Source organism: Carnobacterium gallinarum DSM 4847, from assembly GCF_000744375.1.
Lineage (GTDB): Bacteria > Bacillota > Bacilli > Lactobacillales > Carnobacteriaceae > Carnobacterium > Carnobacterium gallinarum.
This window is the reverse complement of the sequence record NZ_JQLU01000003.1, coordinates 305949-321941: the sequence shown is the minus strand read 5'-3', so window position 1 is coordinate 321941 and position 15993 is coordinate 305949. Positions and strand designations below refer to the sequence as shown.

Annotated in this window: 16 protein-coding genes; 7 read left to right on the top strand and 9 right to left on the bottom strand. The window is 34.8% G+C overall.

Going from position 1 to position 15993, the window contains the following annotated elements:
• The first annotated feature begins 61 nt into the window (after positions 1 to 61).
• The 4 genes from BR43_RS02455 (at position 62) to BR43_RS02440 (ending at position 5189) form a co-directional block, all read left to right on the top strand.
• Positions 62 to 1501, top strand: a complete 1440-nt coding sequence (locus tag BR43_RS02455; protein WP_034559104.1) for an MFS transporter — start codon at positions 62 to 64, stop codon at positions 1499 to 1501.
• Between the two features lie 92 nt (positions 1502 to 1593).
• The gene (locus BR43_RS02450; protein WP_034559102.1) at positions 1594 to 2475 is read left to right on the top strand and encodes a PhzF family phenazine biosynthesis protein; all 882 of its coding nucleotides are present in this window, start codon (positions 1594 to 1596) and stop codon (positions 2473 to 2475) included.
• Positions 2476 to 2673: 198 nt separating this feature from the next.
• Positions 2674 to 4329, top strand: a complete 1656-nt coding sequence (locus BR43_RS02445) for a putative polysaccharide biosynthesis protein (RefSeq protein WP_034559100.1) — start codon at positions 2674 to 2676, stop codon at positions 4327 to 4329.
• Between the two features lie 137 nt (positions 4330 to 4466).
• Entirely contained in the window at positions 4467 to 5189 is a 723-nt protein-coding gene (locus tag BR43_RS02440; RefSeq protein WP_034559098.1) for a pseudouridine synthase, read from the top strand.
• A gap of 45 nt (positions 5190 to 5234) precedes the next feature.
• On the opposite strand, the gene BR43_RS02435 is transcribed toward BR43_RS02440, so the two are convergent.
• Positions 5235 to 5678, bottom strand: a complete 444-nt coding sequence (locus BR43_RS02435) for a carboxymuconolactone decarboxylase family protein (protein WP_034559096.1) — start codon at positions 5676 to 5678, stop codon at positions 5235 to 5237.
• Positions 5679 to 5894: 216 nt separating this feature from the next.
• Positions 5895 to 6731, bottom strand: coding sequence for an NAD(P)H-hydrate dehydratase (locus BR43_RS02430; RefSeq protein WP_034559094.1), 837 nt, complete (start codon positions 6729 to 6731; stop codon positions 5895 to 5897).
• A gap of 291 nt (positions 6732 to 7022) precedes the next feature.
• Between BR43_RS02430 and pepV the strand changes: the two genes are divergently transcribed.
• Positions 7023 to 8423: a dipeptidase PepV gene (pepV, locus tag BR43_RS02425; protein WP_034559092.1), complete on the top strand. Its 1401-nt coding sequence runs from the start codon at positions 7023 to 7025 to the stop codon at positions 8421 to 8423.
• A gap of 153 nt (positions 8424 to 8576) precedes the next feature.
• Here pepV and BR43_RS20700 read toward each other — a convergent pair whose 3' ends face one another.
• Positions 8577 to 8873 carry a tyrosine-type recombinase/integrase gene (locus BR43_RS20700; protein WP_425393628.1) on the bottom strand — a complete coding sequence of 99 codons (297 nt, stop codon included), beginning with the start codon at positions 8871 to 8873 and terminating at the stop codon, positions 8577 to 8579.
• A 107-nt stretch (positions 8874 to 8980) separates the two neighbouring features.
• Between BR43_RS20700 and BR43_RS02420 the strand changes: the two genes are divergently transcribed.
• Positions 8981 to 9397: an N-acetylmuramoyl-L-alanine amidase gene (locus BR43_RS02420; RefSeq protein WP_034559084.1), complete on the top strand. Its 417-nt coding sequence runs from the start codon at positions 8981 to 8983 to the stop codon at positions 9395 to 9397.
• A 460-nt stretch (positions 9398 to 9857) separates the two neighbouring features.
• Here BR43_RS02420 and BR43_RS02410 read toward each other — a convergent pair whose 3' ends face one another.
• From BR43_RS02410 to BR43_RS02385, 6 genes are all read right to left on the bottom strand, one after another.
• Entirely contained in the window at positions 9858 to 10304 is a 447-nt protein-coding gene (locus tag BR43_RS02410; RefSeq protein WP_034559079.1) for a hypothetical protein, read from the bottom strand.
• Positions 10249 to 10830, bottom strand: a complete 582-nt coding sequence (locus BR43_RS02405) for a trypsin-like serine peptidase (RefSeq protein WP_034559075.1) — start codon at positions 10828 to 10830, stop codon at positions 10249 to 10251. Before BR43_RS02405 ends, BR43_RS02410 begins: the two co-directional genes overlap by 56 nt.
• 35 nt (positions 10831 to 10865) lie before the next feature.
• The gene (locus BR43_RS02400; protein WP_034559073.1) at positions 10866 to 11255 is read right to left on the bottom strand and encodes a hypothetical protein; all 390 of its coding nucleotides are present in this window, start codon (positions 11253 to 11255) and stop codon (positions 10866 to 10868) included.
• A 615-nt stretch (positions 11256 to 11870) separates the two neighbouring features.
• The gene (locus tag BR43_RS02395) at positions 11871 to 13166 is read right to left on the bottom strand and encodes a TRAP transporter large permease (protein ID WP_034559071.1); all 1296 of its coding nucleotides are present in this window, start codon (positions 13164 to 13166) and stop codon (positions 11871 to 11873) included.
• A gap of 35 nt (positions 13167 to 13201) precedes the next feature.
• Positions 13202 to 13615, bottom strand: a complete 414-nt coding sequence (locus tag BR43_RS02390; RefSeq protein WP_425393627.1) for a TRAP transporter small permease — start codon at positions 13613 to 13615, stop codon at positions 13202 to 13204.
• A gap of 82 nt (positions 13616 to 13697) precedes the next feature.
• Complete coding sequence (locus BR43_RS02385; protein WP_034559066.1) at positions 13698 to 14726, bottom strand: TRAP transporter substrate-binding protein; 1029 nt, start codon at positions 14724 to 14726, stop codon at positions 13698 to 13700.
• Between the two features lie 394 nt (positions 14727 to 15120).
• Between BR43_RS02385 and BR43_RS02380 the strand changes: the two genes are divergently transcribed.
• Positions 15121 to 15969, top strand: coding sequence for a sugar phosphate isomerase/epimerase family protein (locus tag BR43_RS02380; RefSeq protein WP_034559065.1), 849 nt, complete (start codon positions 15121 to 15123; stop codon positions 15967 to 15969).
• The last annotated feature ends 24 nt before the right edge of the window (positions 15970 to 15993 follow it).

Sequence of the window (15993 nt, the reverse complement as noted above, 5' to 3'; positions counted from 1 at the left end):
GTAGTAAATTTTAATTTAAATGATGGTATAATAATAAATAGTTTTAAGAAGGAGGAATTAGATGGGTGAAGTTGTAAAAAGCTATCAAATGGATCCTAAAGTACAAAAAAATAAATGGCTGATTTTAGTGGCTGTTGGACTGTTTACCTTTATGTCTACTTTGGATGGAAGTATTGTAAATATTGCAATTCCTGTTATTTCAGAGCGATTAAATGTACCGATGAATCAATCAGAATGGATTGTATCAGTTTACTTAATTACGATTTGTATTTTAATTTTATTATTTGGGAAAATCGCTGACTCAATTGGAAAAATTCGCGTTTTTCGCTGGGGCACGTTTATCTTTGTTCTTGGTTCACTTTTGTGTGGTCTTGAATTTAATTTAGCTTTCTTATTATTTGCTCGAGTGATTCAAGCATTAGGTGCAAGTATGACGATGGCAGCCAATTATGGCATTATTACAGAAATTTTTCCGATTAAAGAACGAGGAAAAGCTCTTGGATTGATGGGCTCTTTTGTTTCGTTAGGAAGTATTGCGGGACCAGGTATCGGTGGTGTTTTATTAGCTCATTTAGGTTGGTCATCGATATTCTTAATCAATGTTCCAGTTGGGTTAATCACGATTGTTTTAGGCATGCGCGTTTTGCCGCCAGATTTACATTTTAGAAAGACAAAAATTGATTATCAAGGATTTTTCACATTTGCAGTCTTTATTGGATCGTTGTTTATTGGCATTTTTATGGGGCAAGAAATGGGCTTTGAAAAACCGTTAATTTTATCATTATTTGGATTGGCTTTAGTTAGTTTTATTTTCTTTATTCGAGTTGAAAAGCGAGTTAAGTTGCCACTTGTAGATTTTAGCTTATTTAAAAATAGTTTGTTTTCAATTAGTTTATTTTGTGCTTTTTTGATTTTTATTACGAATTTTTTCTTTAATGTCATGATGCCTTTTTATTTACAAAGAACTTTGGCGTTATCTCCTAGTCATGCGGGATTATTATTAATGGTCTTTCCGATGGTGATGGTTATTGCTGCACCGATTAGTGGAAGCTTGTCAGATAAAATTGGCGCAGAAGTTTTAACGTTTGCTGGATTGGCGCTTTCGACAATTGTTCAATTGGCGTATATTTTTATTGATGGACAAACGAATCTTTTCCTTTTTGTAGGGATTACAGCTTTAATGGGCTTAGCTAATGCTTTATTCCAGTCGCCTAATAATGCCATTGTGATGTCTTCGGTACCTAAAAATCAATTAGGAATTGCAGGAAGTATGAATTCCTTGGCGCGAAATTTAGGAATGGTGTTTGGAATTTCATTTGCCACAACGATTTTGTATTGGGCGATGAGTGCTAAGGCAGGTTTTAAAGTTACGACTTATTTGGACAAACAGCCAGAGCTATTTGTTCATGGCATGCATGTTACGTTTATGGTATCATTTGGATTATGTTTAATTGCGACTATGTTAACCGGTTATCGTCTTTTTACGAAAGGTAGCAAGTAAAAAATGCTGTTAGAAAGTCATTCTATTCTTAAAAAGTAGAATGACTTTTTGTTAAATAAAGTGAGATATATAATAAGATAGGGGGGAAATCGATGGGGAAAATTAAAGTAAGTCATTATCAAGTATTTAGTCGAGTGGCTAATCAAGGAAATCCAGCTGGTGTTGTTTTTGGTGGTGAGAATTTAACTACTGAAGAGATGCAAACTATTGCAAAAAAGGTTGGATTTAATGAGACGGCTTTTGTATTGCCGCCACAAGAAAAAGAAACGGACTATCGTATAAGATTTTTTACCCCAGGTCATGAAATGGATTTATGTGGACATGGAACGATGGCTGCTGTTTGGGGAATTATTCAAAAAATTGAAAAGAAAGACCTCTTTTATTTGGAAACTAAAGCAGGTGTTTTGGCTGTTCGTTATCAGCAAAAAACAGAAGAGTTATTAATGGAACAAGCTTCAGCAAGATTTTTACCTTTTATTGGAGAGGTGAAGGATTTGTGTGAAGCGATTGGAATTACAATGGAAGAATTGGATTTACGTTATCCGATTCTTTATGGAAGTACAGGTGTATGGACATTGTTAGTTCCAATTAAAAAGTTAAGCAGTTTTGAAAAAATGAAGCCCAAAAATCATCGGTTTTCTGAAATTTTAGTAGATAATCCTTACGCATCAGTTCATCCATTTTCATTAGAAACGTATGATTTTCAGGTAGATTTACATGGTCGGCATTTTTCTAGTAGTTTTTCTGGTACGACGGAAGATCCTGTTACAGGAACGGCTTCGGGGGTCATGGGGGCTTACTATTTGGAACAGATTGCCCAAAATGAAACAAAGGTCTCTTTATTTATTGAACAAGGAAATGAAATGGGACGCCCGGGTTTAGTACGAGTTTTAGCTGAAAAATCATCAGTTGGAACTCAAGTAATGATTGCTGGAATTGCTAGTTTTGTGGAAGAATTAGAAATTGACTATTAAATGTCTTTCTAATGAGGGAAAAAATAGATGAAGTTAGCCAAAAGTATTCTAAACTCAAGTTAATTTTGAAATGTAGACAGATGCTCTTTTAAATTTTTCTTAAATGTCTGATGAAATCTTCTAGAATGGATTGCAACCCTTTCGATTAACAAGTAAAATAGAGAAAGACAATATATAACGAGGGTAGGTTTAAATAGAATGCCAAATGCTCCAATCAACATAGAAGAAGCAGTAGTTGAAGAAAAGAGTGCCCAAGAGAAAATGATTCGTGGTTCAGCATGGATGACTGCGGGAAGTATTTTTTCAAGAGTTTTAGGTGCTATTTATATTATTCCATGGATGGCTTGGATGGGTGGCGGCGCAACTGCTAAAGCGGCCAATGGTTTGTATGCATTAGGATATACTCCTTATGCGTTATTTTTAACGATTGCTACAGCAGGTGTACCATCGGCGATTGCGAAACAAGTTTCTTATTATAATGCCTTAGGTGAGTACAATACAGGGCGGAAACTTTTTAAAAAGGGTATGGGCTTGATGATTGTCACGGGGGTCATTTTCTTTTTAATTATGTATTTATTTGCTCCGGTTATTGGTGTTGGTGAAGCTGATCAGATTCAAGTCATACGTTCTCTGAGTTGGGCATTGTTAGTCATTCCTGGAATGAGCTTAATTAGAGGTTTCTTTCAAGGATACCAAGAGATGGCACCATCAGCGATTTCACAGCTAATCGAACAAATTGCAAGAATTATTTTTATGTTAGCTGCAGTGTATTTGATAATGCAAGTCTTTAATGGAAAAATGGTAACGGCAGTAACAGCTTCCACCTTTGCCGCCTTTATCGGAGCTATCTTTAGTTTACTAGCGTTAGGCTATTATTGGCTAAAACAAAAACCGCGCTTAGATCTTTTAGCTGCAAATAGCTTAGATCAAGTCAACGTGTCAACGAATCAAATCCTAATAGAAATGATTAAAGAAGCGATTCCTTTTGTGATTATTGGTTCAGGAATTACATTTTTTCAATTGATTGATCAATATACTTTTGAAAAAATTGTCTTGAGTACATCCAATAGTACTCAAATTATGGCACGGGAATTATTTGCAGTGTTTGCTTTTAATGCGAATAAGTTGATTATGATTACGATTTCCATTGCAGTTTCGATGGCTGTTACAGCGATACCCTTAATTACTGAAGCATTTACAAAAAACTTAATTAAAGATGTTCGTAAGCAAGTATCTACAAATATTCAGTTGTTTTGTTTTGTTATGTTTCCAGCAGCGATTGGAATGGCGGCTGTTGCGGAACCTCTCTATACCGTGTTCTATCAGCACAGTGACTTAGGAACAATGATTTTACAAATTTCTTGCTATATGAGTATTGTTTTAGGATTATTTACAGTTTTATCGGCGATTTTACAAGCAATGAATCAAAATCGTTATGCTATTTTTGCTTTAGTTATTGGTGTGGCTGTAAAGGGAATTGTTCAATATCCTTTAGTTAAATTATTCCAAGCACAGGGAGCCTTGTATGCAACTATTTTTGGCTTTTGTGTAACGTCACTAATGTTGGCATGGACATTGCGTAGGTTGACTCGCTTTAATGTCAGGTTTGTTTTAAAACGAATTGTATTAATTAGTTTAATGACGTTGATTATGGCTGTAGCGACTATTATAGTTCGTGAAGCCTGTTATCTAGTAATTCCACCAAAAAGTCGTGAATTAGCTTTAGTTGTAACAGTTGTTTCAGCAGTTTTCGGCGGATATACGTATATTTATTTAGCTTTAAAAACCCGCTTAGCGGATCGTTTGATTGGAGCTAGAGTGGCAGGATTAAGAAGAAGATTACGAATTAAATAAAGAGCAATAAACTAGTGAGTATTTGAAAGACGCTTGCTAGTTTTTTATAGTGAGAATTAAATGCAAAATAGAATCTTACTAGTAGTTAGTTTATAAATAAAAAGAAAATGATACTTGTGACGGAGGAGCTAAGTAAAATGCGTTTAGATAAATTTTTGGCCCATACAGGCTTTGGTACAAGAAAGGGTGTCAAAGGCTTAATTAAGGGTAAGCAAGTAATGATTGGCGATACAATTGCTAAAGATGGAAAACAACAAGTAAAACCAGATGTAGATACGGTTTATGTTAGAGGTGAAGCTGTAAAGTATCAGGAATTTATTTATCTGATGATGCATAAGCCTCAAGGTGTTGTAAGTGCAACGATTGATAATGTGAGCCAAACAGTAATTGAATTGTTACAACCTGAAGAGCAGTTAGTTGGTCCATTCCCAGTAGGTCGGTTGGATAAAGATACGGAAGGCCTGTTATTGATTACGAATGATGGTACGCTAGCACATAATTTATTGTCCCCTAAAAAACATGTAGATAAATGTTATCAAGCGACAATTTCAGGAATTGTGACAAAGGAACAGCAAGATCGATTTAAGATGGGAATTATATTAAAGGATGGCTTTAATTGTCAACCAGCAGAATTAGAAATTATTGAAGTTGATGATGCACAACAGCAATCTGAAATTAAAATCACGATTCATGAAGGGAAATTCCATCAAGTAAAACGGATGTTTGAAGCAGTCGAACAGAAGGTTATCTACTTAAAACGTTTGTCAATGGGCCCACTAAAGTTAGATGAACAATTAGCTTTGGGAGAGTATCGTCCACTGACAGAAGCTGAACTGGAACTTTTGACTGAATATAAATAGAATGTGAGCCTAATCAACAGAAACTGTTGATTAGGCTCTTAAATTTTAGTTACCGACTTGCACACCCATAGAAATCGCGATTCGATTCCAAGAGTTGATTTGGGTAATGAGGAAGATTAAATCTGTGTATTCTTTTTCATCAAAATGGTTGCGAGTGGCTTCGTATAAATTGTCAGAGATTTCATGCATGGATACTTGCGTTAAGGCCTCTGCCAATGCTAAGGCAGCACGTTCTTGTTCTGAATAGAAAAGACATTCTTTCCACGCATTTAAGCCATAAATTCTTTGTTCCGTTTCGCCTAATTTACGTGTTTCAGCAGTATGCATCATTAGACAAAAGGCGCAACCGTTGATTTGTGATACTCGAATTTTTACAAGCTCCATTAGTTTTTTATCTAATGTAACATGTTTTCCTAAGTATCCTTCCATATTCATCATAATCTTGATTGCATCTGGGGCAACCTTATAATAATCAATTCGTTGACTCATTTGAAATACCTCACTTTAGTTGATTTTATAGTTTTACTAATAATAGACAATAAAATTATTAAACTATATATATAGAATATCACGAGAACGTATGTTTGTAAATGCTTTTTGTAAATAAAAAATTAAACGTTATTAAAATTGGTGTTAAGTATAGATTTATAAAAAAAAGACCAACTATTTATAGAAAATAGTTGGTCTGATTTAGAGTTCATTTAGTTAAAAATCAAATTTAGTAGCAAAGTCTTTCATTGTTTTAGGTATTAACTCAATAATTTGGGTTGGAAGTGTTACGTATTGATTTTTAGCTAATTGATCGCCAATATAACTATGCAAGAAAACAGCTGCTAAAATAGCTGTTTTACGATTTGGAAATTGAGCCAAGAAACCAGCTAGCATTCCAGCTAGAGTATCGCCCATACCACCTGTTGCCATTGCTGGATTACCAGCGATATTTTGCCAAACTTCATCTTCAAAATAAATTTCTGAGTGATGTTTTTTCAATACAACAGTAGCGTTTAATTGTTTTCGATAATGATTGTTTAAATCTTTTGTTTGTTCTTCCGGTTTTAATTTGGTTAGACGTTGCCACTCTTTTAAATGTGGTGTATAGATTGCTTTTGTATTTGGTGTTTTTAATTGTTCCTGTGACATTAAAGTAATTGCTGAGCCATCAATAATAAATTGTTGAGTTTTATTGATATTTTCTAAGGTAGTCGTTAGGATTTCTAGTGATTTTTTACTGACGCCTAAACCAGGACCAATCACGACAACATCTGCTTTTTGAATTTGCATAATTAGTTTTTCAGTGTTGTAAACATCTATCACCATTGCTTCTGGCAGTCGTGCATGAAGAGCGGTGTGATTTGTTGGATGAGTAGCAACTGTCACAAGACCGGCTCCACTGTAGACAGTAGCGCTGGCAGCGATAATAATTGCACCACCCATCTCTTCATTCCCACCGATTAAGAGGACACGTCCGTAGTTTGTTTTACAACTTTCATTTTTTCGTTTTGGTAAAATTCCTTGAACAATATTTTGATCGAGTTGCTTCATTTTTTACGCCTCCAGATAAAATTGATTCTTCCCTACCATTATAGAATGAAATCTATGAATTTGCACGAGTAGTTATCAAAAATGAAAATAAAACTCGTTTTTTGTGAACTAGTACTTCATTATACATTTTTTTCACTTTTGGTGACAGTCTTATTAGGGAATTTTAATTGTATAAATCATTTTTTTTCGATTTATGGTAGCTAATTAAAATATGAGATTCTATTGGCAAAATTCTTGAAATATTGATATGATAAGAGTGTTGAGATTTATAAAATGAAGGAGTGTTTTTAGATGGGAATCGATTGGAAAAAAGAAGTAGAAGCCCGCAAAGACGATATGTTTGCTGACTTGTTTACATTACTACGCATTGATAGTGTGCGAGATGATAGTAAGGCAACAGAGGATGCTCCAGTGGGACCGGGTCCTAAAGAAGCGTTATTAAAATTTTTAGAAATTGGTGACCGTGATGGTTTTGTAACTAAAAATGTTGGTAATTTAGCTGGACATATTGAATATGGTGCTGGCGATGAAACACTTGGGGTTTTTGCCCATGTAGATGTAGTCCCAGTTGGAACAGGTTGGAGTCATGATCCATTTGACCCAATTGTCAAAGACGGACGTATTTATGCTCGTGGTTCAAGTGACGATAAAGGACCAGGAATGGCTGGATATTATGGGCTTAAAATCATTAAAGAATTAGGTTTACCTGTTTCTAAACGTGTTCGCTTTATTATTGGTACGGATGAAGAGAGTGGTTGGAAATGTATGGATCACTATCTAGCTGTAGAAGAAAAACCTGATTTTGGTTTCTCACCTGATGCAGAGTTTCCGATTATCAATGGTGAAAAAGGAATTTTATCTGTTTATTTAAACTTTGGTGGCAATAATCAAGGTGGAGCGAATGAATTAGTCAGCTTTAATGCAGGTTTACGTGAAAATATGGTTCCTCAGGATGCTCAAGCAGTCTTTATTAGTGATGAAGCAGATAAAATTAAAGCAGATTTCTTTGAATTTATTGAAAAAAATCCAGTTTCTGGAACATGTACGGTTGATGGCAATAAAGTAACGCTTGATGTTGTTGGTAAAGGAGCTCACGGTATGGAGCCTAGAGGCGGAATTAATGCCGCAACATTCTTAGCAACTTTCTTAAATAGTTATTCATTTGGTGGCGATGCGAAGAATTATTTAGCAATTACAGCTAATTCGTTACATGATGATTCTCGTGGGAATTTATTAGGTTTAAACTATGTGGATGAAGTGATGGGTGACCTAACCGTTAATCCTGGCGTCTTCACATTTACACCTGAAGAAGGTGGCACAATTACCTTAAACTTCCGCTTCCCACAAGGGGTGACAGTTGAAAAAATTGAAACAGCTTTAACAAGCAAATTCTCTGAGTTTGGTGTAACATTAACTCGTGGAAAAGCTCAGTTGCCACACTATGTGCCAGCGGATGATCCATTGGTAAAAACATTACTAGATGTTTATGAAAAACATACTGGTGAAAAAGGTAAGGAACAAACAATTGGTGGCGGAACATATGGACGTTTATTAGAACGTGGCGTGGCGTATGGCGCAATGTTCCCTCATAGTATTGACACAATGCACCAAACCGATGAATTTATGGCTGTTGATGATTTAGTCAACGCTGCAATTATTTATGCAGATGCTATTTACGAATTGATTAAATAAGATTGAAATTTATTGGAAATCATTAGAACTTAATCGTTGGATTTAAAAGGATTTGCAAAATCAGAAACCGAAATAATCCGATTAAATTAGAATAGCAGGGGGGATAAAGGCGAGATTTTTCACGAGAAAATCTTTTTATCCCCCCTGCTTTTTTTATTGATTTGAGAGAATCCGGTTCATTAGAAAAGCTGAATCTTTATTGCTCTCATCGTCAGAATGAATGTACAAATCTGTTGTACTTATATTTTTGTGACCTAACAAATCTGCAGTAACTCTTTTTGAAATTCCGGAAATGTCAGCTTGACTAGCAAAATAATGTCTTAATTTGTGAGGATGTATATCGACATTGCAGCGGCTTGATATTTTTTTCATTACAACATTTAAATAAGGAATGCTGTAAGATTCCCCTGTGATGTTATTAATAAAAATGAAATCTTCTTGATGGAGGATCCTTCCGAAGTCTGCATTTATTTCTCTAGCTTCCTGTATTGCAGCATCTAATAACCTGCTTGGGAATTGGATTAAAAAAATAGCACAATTGGAAATGATGATAAATAATGAGTATTAAAACAACACATGCGGGTCATGGCGGAATTGATCCAGGCGTAGTAGGGAACGAACGCAAAGAGGCAGAAGTAGCACGACTTTATAACAACAAAATTGTTCAGTTGATAGGTGCAACGAACACTACAGATGATTCTGCAGTTAGCGTCAATGATAATTTGAATAAAATCGTCGCTAAAGTGAATGCTATTCCTGGTAATGATGACTGGAATTTATCAATTCATTTGAATGCAGCAACACCTGTGGCGGCGGGTGTGGAAGTGTTTGCTTATAGTAAAGATGCTGCAGGTATGGCAAAAGCTGCTGAAGTATCAGTTAAGCTAGCAGCAATTTCTGGAATACCTAATCGAGGGGCAAAAGTGGGAGACGGGCTATTTGTTATTAAGAATACAAAGGGCATATGTTGTTAATTGAGCTTGGTTTCATCTCGAATGCGAACGATCTTAATCAAGTATTGAATAAAATTGGTGCAGCTTGTAATGCGATTGTGACGAGTTTTGGGCATAACAGTAGCATGGTTAGTCGTAAACCGCCTGTGTTGCGACTGCACAAAGTCCTTCAATGCCTCCAGCTGTTAATTTTTCACGCTCATATAATGAAAACGGAACTATGTATGCAACTGAACGTAATTAGGTTAAAGATAGCCCTACAAAAGCGTCTAAAATTGTTGAGTGGCAAGCAGTTGGGCAAGGTATTAAATATCATAAAGTTGTGTGGAGTGACGGATTGGTATGGCTGAAATTAACCGGCTAGGACGGTAAACAACGTTATGTTGCTTATGCGGATGCAGGTCCTAACAATACTTTTGGTCGCAAGTACGGATATTGTGAATAAAAAAAGACCCCTCGACTGAGGGGCATACATAGTTAGTTATTTTCTTAAAAAATCCATATAAGCTTGGTACATTGGTACGAAGTAATCTGTAGTAGCGTTGCCACCACTCAGGAGACCGATAACACCGTTGGTATTTAGTGGACCTCCGCTCATTCCGCCTTTGGAAAAAGTGTTAGTGGTTTTATACATACGTGTGCTGGCGTCATATTCAAATGTACCACTTGTGACATACTGTTTAAATCCTGTATGTCCTGTTTCAGCGGGATAACCGTAATTAGATGCAGTGAACTTATTAATTGTAGTTCCAACTAAAGGTCTTGCTGGAATGCCATATTTTGCCCAATTCGTTCCACCGATTTTTGCGATATCAAACATACTGACTACAGGATTATTGATATATTCCTGTAAAAGTGTAAAATTATTTGTTTCAGTATACCGATGAGTAATCGGTTGCGGAATTTCTACCAAAAGCAACTGAAGCATATGTTGCCCATCCACCAGCGGATTTATTGTATAATGCATGCGCTGCTGTTGCAACGTTATTGCCCTCAACGTAAAAACCTGAACCGGTTGCAACAAAAGCTTTATTATTTGGTTTAAGCCAATAGATATGGAGATTAGCAGTTGATAGATACGGAGTTTGTTTAGCATTTACCGCAGTCATGGCTAATCTTGATGAGATTGTTGGCTCAATAGTCTCAATTGGATCTATTTCTTGTCCAGTTTCAACATCGTAAAAAGTTATAGGATCATTAGAATTTTCTGATTCTGGATACATTTCATAATATTTCTTATAGATTTGTTCAAGTTCAAAATCTATCGCATCTAAATCGCCTACTCGAATGGGAGCTTCAACGATGTTAATACTTTTAGCATTTTTTTGAGTATTGCTAACTGGATTAATTTCTGGTTCTACTAAGAGCGTTTCTGAATTTGCAGATGCGACAGTTGGGATTATAAAACTAAGCCCAATAATTAAAATCATTAAACTATTTTTTGTTGTTTTCATTTTTTCTCCTTTTAGTTGCTTCATTTTTTTAATAGCTAAGGCGTTGAGATTGAAATGTTAACTAATTCCCCATCGATAATCGAGGGATAAATCTTTTGTTCCAGTACGCTACCTTTTTTAAAATTAAGAGTAATTAACTCTCCTTTTTTTAGAGTTTGTTTATTAATAAACTTTTTTTCTAGAGAAAATTGAGAATCAATTCTTTTTTCATCATCAACGGTTTGTATCGACAAAGTATTATTTAAAAGTAATAAATAGTAATCATCGTATTCAACTAAGTCTATAATTTTAAATTTTTTTGAATCTATATTGTTTGAACTAGCTTCTTTTTTATTAGAATTTGCAATGCTGTAATCGCTTTTTTTTAAACACCCAGTTGTGGTTAAAAGGCAAAGTGTAGCACATAATAGAATAATTTTTTTCAAAATTCACCTCCGTGATTATATTTTAAGTTGCAATTTCAGATAGCTATACCTATATAATAGTGTATCTTTTAAATTAATAAAATACAATAGTGATTTTAATATTTAAAATAGAATGATAAGTGTTGCACGTGGTTAGCTATTAGTTTTAATTATTCTCGATTAATTTTAAAAAGAATTCACTCGCTTGTGCCTGATTCGCACAATGATAAAAGACTCCTATCATGCAAAAGAGTATCTGAAATTTTAAATTAAATACAATGTTGGTATAGAAGGAATAGTTATTAATTGCTGAATTAACTTTATTAAGCTGTTTTTAACAAAATAATATATTCAAACTAAATATTAGATAAGTGTTATTTAATGCTATTATAACGCAATTCACTAAAAAGATAGTGCTATCTAATTTAATAAAAAAAGAAGTTAAAAACTTTGGATTGACATCTGTTTCTATATTTGAATAACCTTTTTGGTCCTGTCCTTGATTTTTTCAGGGGGGATAAAAGGGAGCTGTTTTCAGATGATTTAGAAAATAGCTCCCTTTTTTTCATATTAAGACAGATCCATAAAAAACGGACACTAGAGATTATAGAAAGTAATCTCTAGTGTCCGTTTTATTTATGCGAATAAATTAGGTAGCCACATAACAATGGCTGGGAAATACGTAATGAGAAAGAGAACAAATAATATAACGCCATAGAAAGGCAACATAGGTTTTAACATTTGTTCTACTTTTACTTTGCCGACACTGGCTCCGACATAAAGTCCAGTTCCAACTGGTGGTGTAATTGAACCAACACATAAATTCATAATCGAAAATAGACCATAGTGAACGGGATCAACTCCAACGCTGGTAACAATGGGCAAAAAGATTGGTGTGAATATTAAGATAGCGGGAGCGACATCCATAAACATTCCAACTAACAATAAAACCAAATTAATCAGTAGTAAAATAACGATTGGATTATCAGTTAAGCCTAAAATACCAGTACTAATTGCTTGTGGAATTCCGGTAAAAGCCATTGCAAAAGACATCATGGATGACGTTGCTAGTAAGAACATAATCGTTCCAGACATTTGAACAGCTTGAACTAACATAGCTGGTAAATCTTTTAGTTTAACGGTTTTATAGTAAAATAATGCTAAAAATAAAGCATATACTACTGAAATCGCGGAAGCTTCAATGGCAGTAAAGATACCGGTTAAAATTCCACCAATAATAATAAAAATTAATAAGACACTTGGAACAGCTTCAATTAGAACTTTCTTCACACTTGTATCAGCTGATCTAGTCACTGTAGGGTATTTTCTTTTTTTAGCAATTACAAATGCAACAATCATAATTCCAATTGACCATAATGCACCTACTAGATAGCCACCTAAGAAAAGTCCTGAAATCGAAGCGCCGCCACCAACTAAGGAAAACATGATAAAGGCAGTACTTGGTGGGATCACCATTCCTGTTGGGGCTGAGGCGATATTCACTGCTGTAGCAAATTTTCGATCATAGCCTTCATTCACTTGTTGAGGAACTAACACACCGCCAATTGCAGTAGAAGCAGCAATTGCGGAACTAGAAATAGAACCAAAAAGAGCATTTCCAATAACGTTTGTATGGGCTAAGGCACCTGGAATTCGTCCAACAAATAACAGTGCAAAGTTAACTAGCTTTTGGGCAATCCCGCCATTATTCATAATAATTCCAGAAAAAACAAAGAAGGGGATGGCGACTAGAGAAAAGCTATTGATACTGCCGACCATTTTTTGCGCGGAGCTAAAAGTTGCTACATCAAATGGAATCACTAATAACAACGTAGACATTGAAGCGACTGCAATACTAATCGCAATCGGCATTCCAACAACTAATAAAATAATAAAAACAATTAATAAAATTAAACCTGCTTGTAGTTCCATTTATTTAACCTACTTTCTCGATTTTCAATGCATGATTAAGTTTGTGACTTTGCTCCTTTAGCTAATTCAATTAAATTTAAGACGCTATAAACTATAATTAAACAGCCTGCTACTGGAACGGATAGATAAATATAGCCCATTGGAATACTTAGAGATGGTGAGATTTGTTGCATAGTTAAATTAACTGCATTTACTCCGCCGTAGATCATAATAATTGCTGCAAATAATAGAAAAAGAAGCTCAACAATTACTTCTAGTATCCATTTGCTTTTACCTATTAATTTGTCACTTAACAAAGTAACTGATAGATGACTTTTCTTGCCCACAACATAGGCAGAAGCCAGCATTGCAAACCAAACGAGGCTAAAACGAACAAATTCTTCTGTAATGGTGTTGGGATTTTTCAAGACGGTTCGGCTGATTACTTGCCAAATAACAACAAGTAGCATCACACTTAAAATAGAGCTAACGATAATTTCTAAAAAACGATCTAAGTTTTTTTTGATTGTGTTCATTTATGGGTTCTCCTATCTATTTAGTTTGATTGCGATGATTTTTAATAATTGTAAACAATTCTGAAAAGTCTGGATTGTTGGCAAATTGTTCATGAAGTGGCTTCACGGCCTCTTGGAAAGGTTGATTGTCTACTTCATTGAATTGAACAGCGTACTTTTCAGTGGCTTCAGTTTTTTCCTTTTCAACAGCCTTCTTAAAGACTTTTTTTTCATAGTTTGTGGATTCAGCTGCAGCTTCATAAATCGCTTCTTTCTGTTTTTTTGATAGTTTACTTAATGTTTCTTCATTCATAATCACAATATCGGGTACACGGGTATGCTCATCGTAAGAATAGTATTTCGCAATGGCCCCATGACCAGCGGTGACTAGAACAAATTCATTATTTTCAGAACCATTAATTAGGTTTGATTGCATCGATGTATAGACTTCATCACTGCCCATTGGAATTGGAGATCCGCCAAGAAGTTCTACCATTTTGATAGCAGTTTCGCTTTGCATGACGCGGATTTTTTTACCTTTTAAATCAGCTGGCGTTGTAATCGGTTTATCTACCATATAAAAGCTACGTTGCCCAGAATCATAATACGTTAATCCAACAAATCCTAAATCTTTTGTTGATTGGTAAATAGGCTCCATCACGGTTTGATCGTCCATCACTCGATAAAAATGCGCTTCGTTGTCAAATAAATATGGAACAGAGAAAATAGAATATTTTTTAGAGAAACTTTCTAATGCGGAACCGCTTACTTTTGTGAAGTCAACAGCACCAGATTGAGTTAACTCAATCAGTTCTCTTTCCCCGCCTAATTGACCATCAGGAAAGTAAGCAATTTCAACTTGACCTTTTGTTTTTTCGGATACAAGTCGTCCAAATTCATTCATTGAATCGATGATTGGCTGACTATTACTAGCATAGGCGTAACGCAGTATGATCTTTTCATCTAAATTTGTTGATTCTGCAACCTTAGTACTACAAGCCGTGAGAAATAAAAGCGAGCTTAATCCAAGAGCAAAACCCAATTTTTTTAATCTGTTTTTTTTCATAATAAAACTCCTTTTAGTTAAAGTGTAAGTCGATAAGTAAGTAGAGTAGGTTTAGAATAGTTCAACTTTTGGTTCCATTTCGAGATAGATATAAAGCGCTCACATTTCGATTTAATGGAGAGTACAAAACTGACTATAGTAAAAGTATAGAATTAAATATTTGGGATTGCATCACACATTTTTGGTAAATTGTTGCACAATCTTGCTAAATAAAGGCAGTCTTATCTTTAGTTTTTTATAGGAGGAAAGCAAGAGTATGAAGCTTTTTTTGACTAAAAAAACAGCTTAGTAAAAGGACTTTATCCTATATTGTAAAAAACTAGTTTCATTGCATCCAGCATTTTTATATGGTACTGATTAGGAGGATGATTATTTAAAAAATGGAGGGAATAAGATGTTAAATATAGCTGTTAGAGGACATGATATTGGAACAGTAAAAACAATTGAAGAGTTAGCGGAACGAGTAAAACAAACAGGGATTCAAAGTATTCAGTTGGCATTGGGAATTTCGTTTCCTAATGTACCAAGTGAAAAACAGAATGTTACCCCTGGAATGGGAAATTATTTTTGCAAGAAATTAGCTGAAAAAGATGTACAAGTTGGAGTATTAAGTTGTTATGTGAATCTGATTCATCCAGATTTAGCAGAGCGTCAACGATTATTAGCAAAGTTCGATGGATATTTGAAAGTAGCTAGAGACTTTGGTGCAGGAATTGTTGCTACAGAAACAGGTGGGGTTTATCCAGATATTCGTTATACCACGGAAAACTTTACTGAACAAGCTTTTTTAGAGGTAGTCCAATCGGTTGAATATATGACTGAATGTGCAGCTAATTATGGATTATTGGTGGGAATTGAGCCGGGTTTAAATCATCCAATTTACTCAGTTGCTAAAACGGCAGAGTTGATTCAAGCAGTGGACTCGAAGAACTTAGGCATTATTTTAGATCCGACTAATTTAATTACAAATGACACCTATCTAGAACAAATTGAATTAATTGAAGAGGCGTTTGCTAGCTTTGGTGATAAAATTATTGCCATTCATTTAAAGGACTTTATCATTGAGGACAATCAATTGAAGATCGTTCCAGTTGGTACAGGAATAATGAATATTGCAGCTTTTGTTAAAATTTTGCTTAGGGAAAAACCTTATATTCACGTGATTTTGGAAGAAACCAGTGAAGCATATATGATTTCTGCTAGAAAGCATGTTGAACAAATGATTCAAGAACTACAGTTTTAGAAACTAAAATACTGATAAAATCAT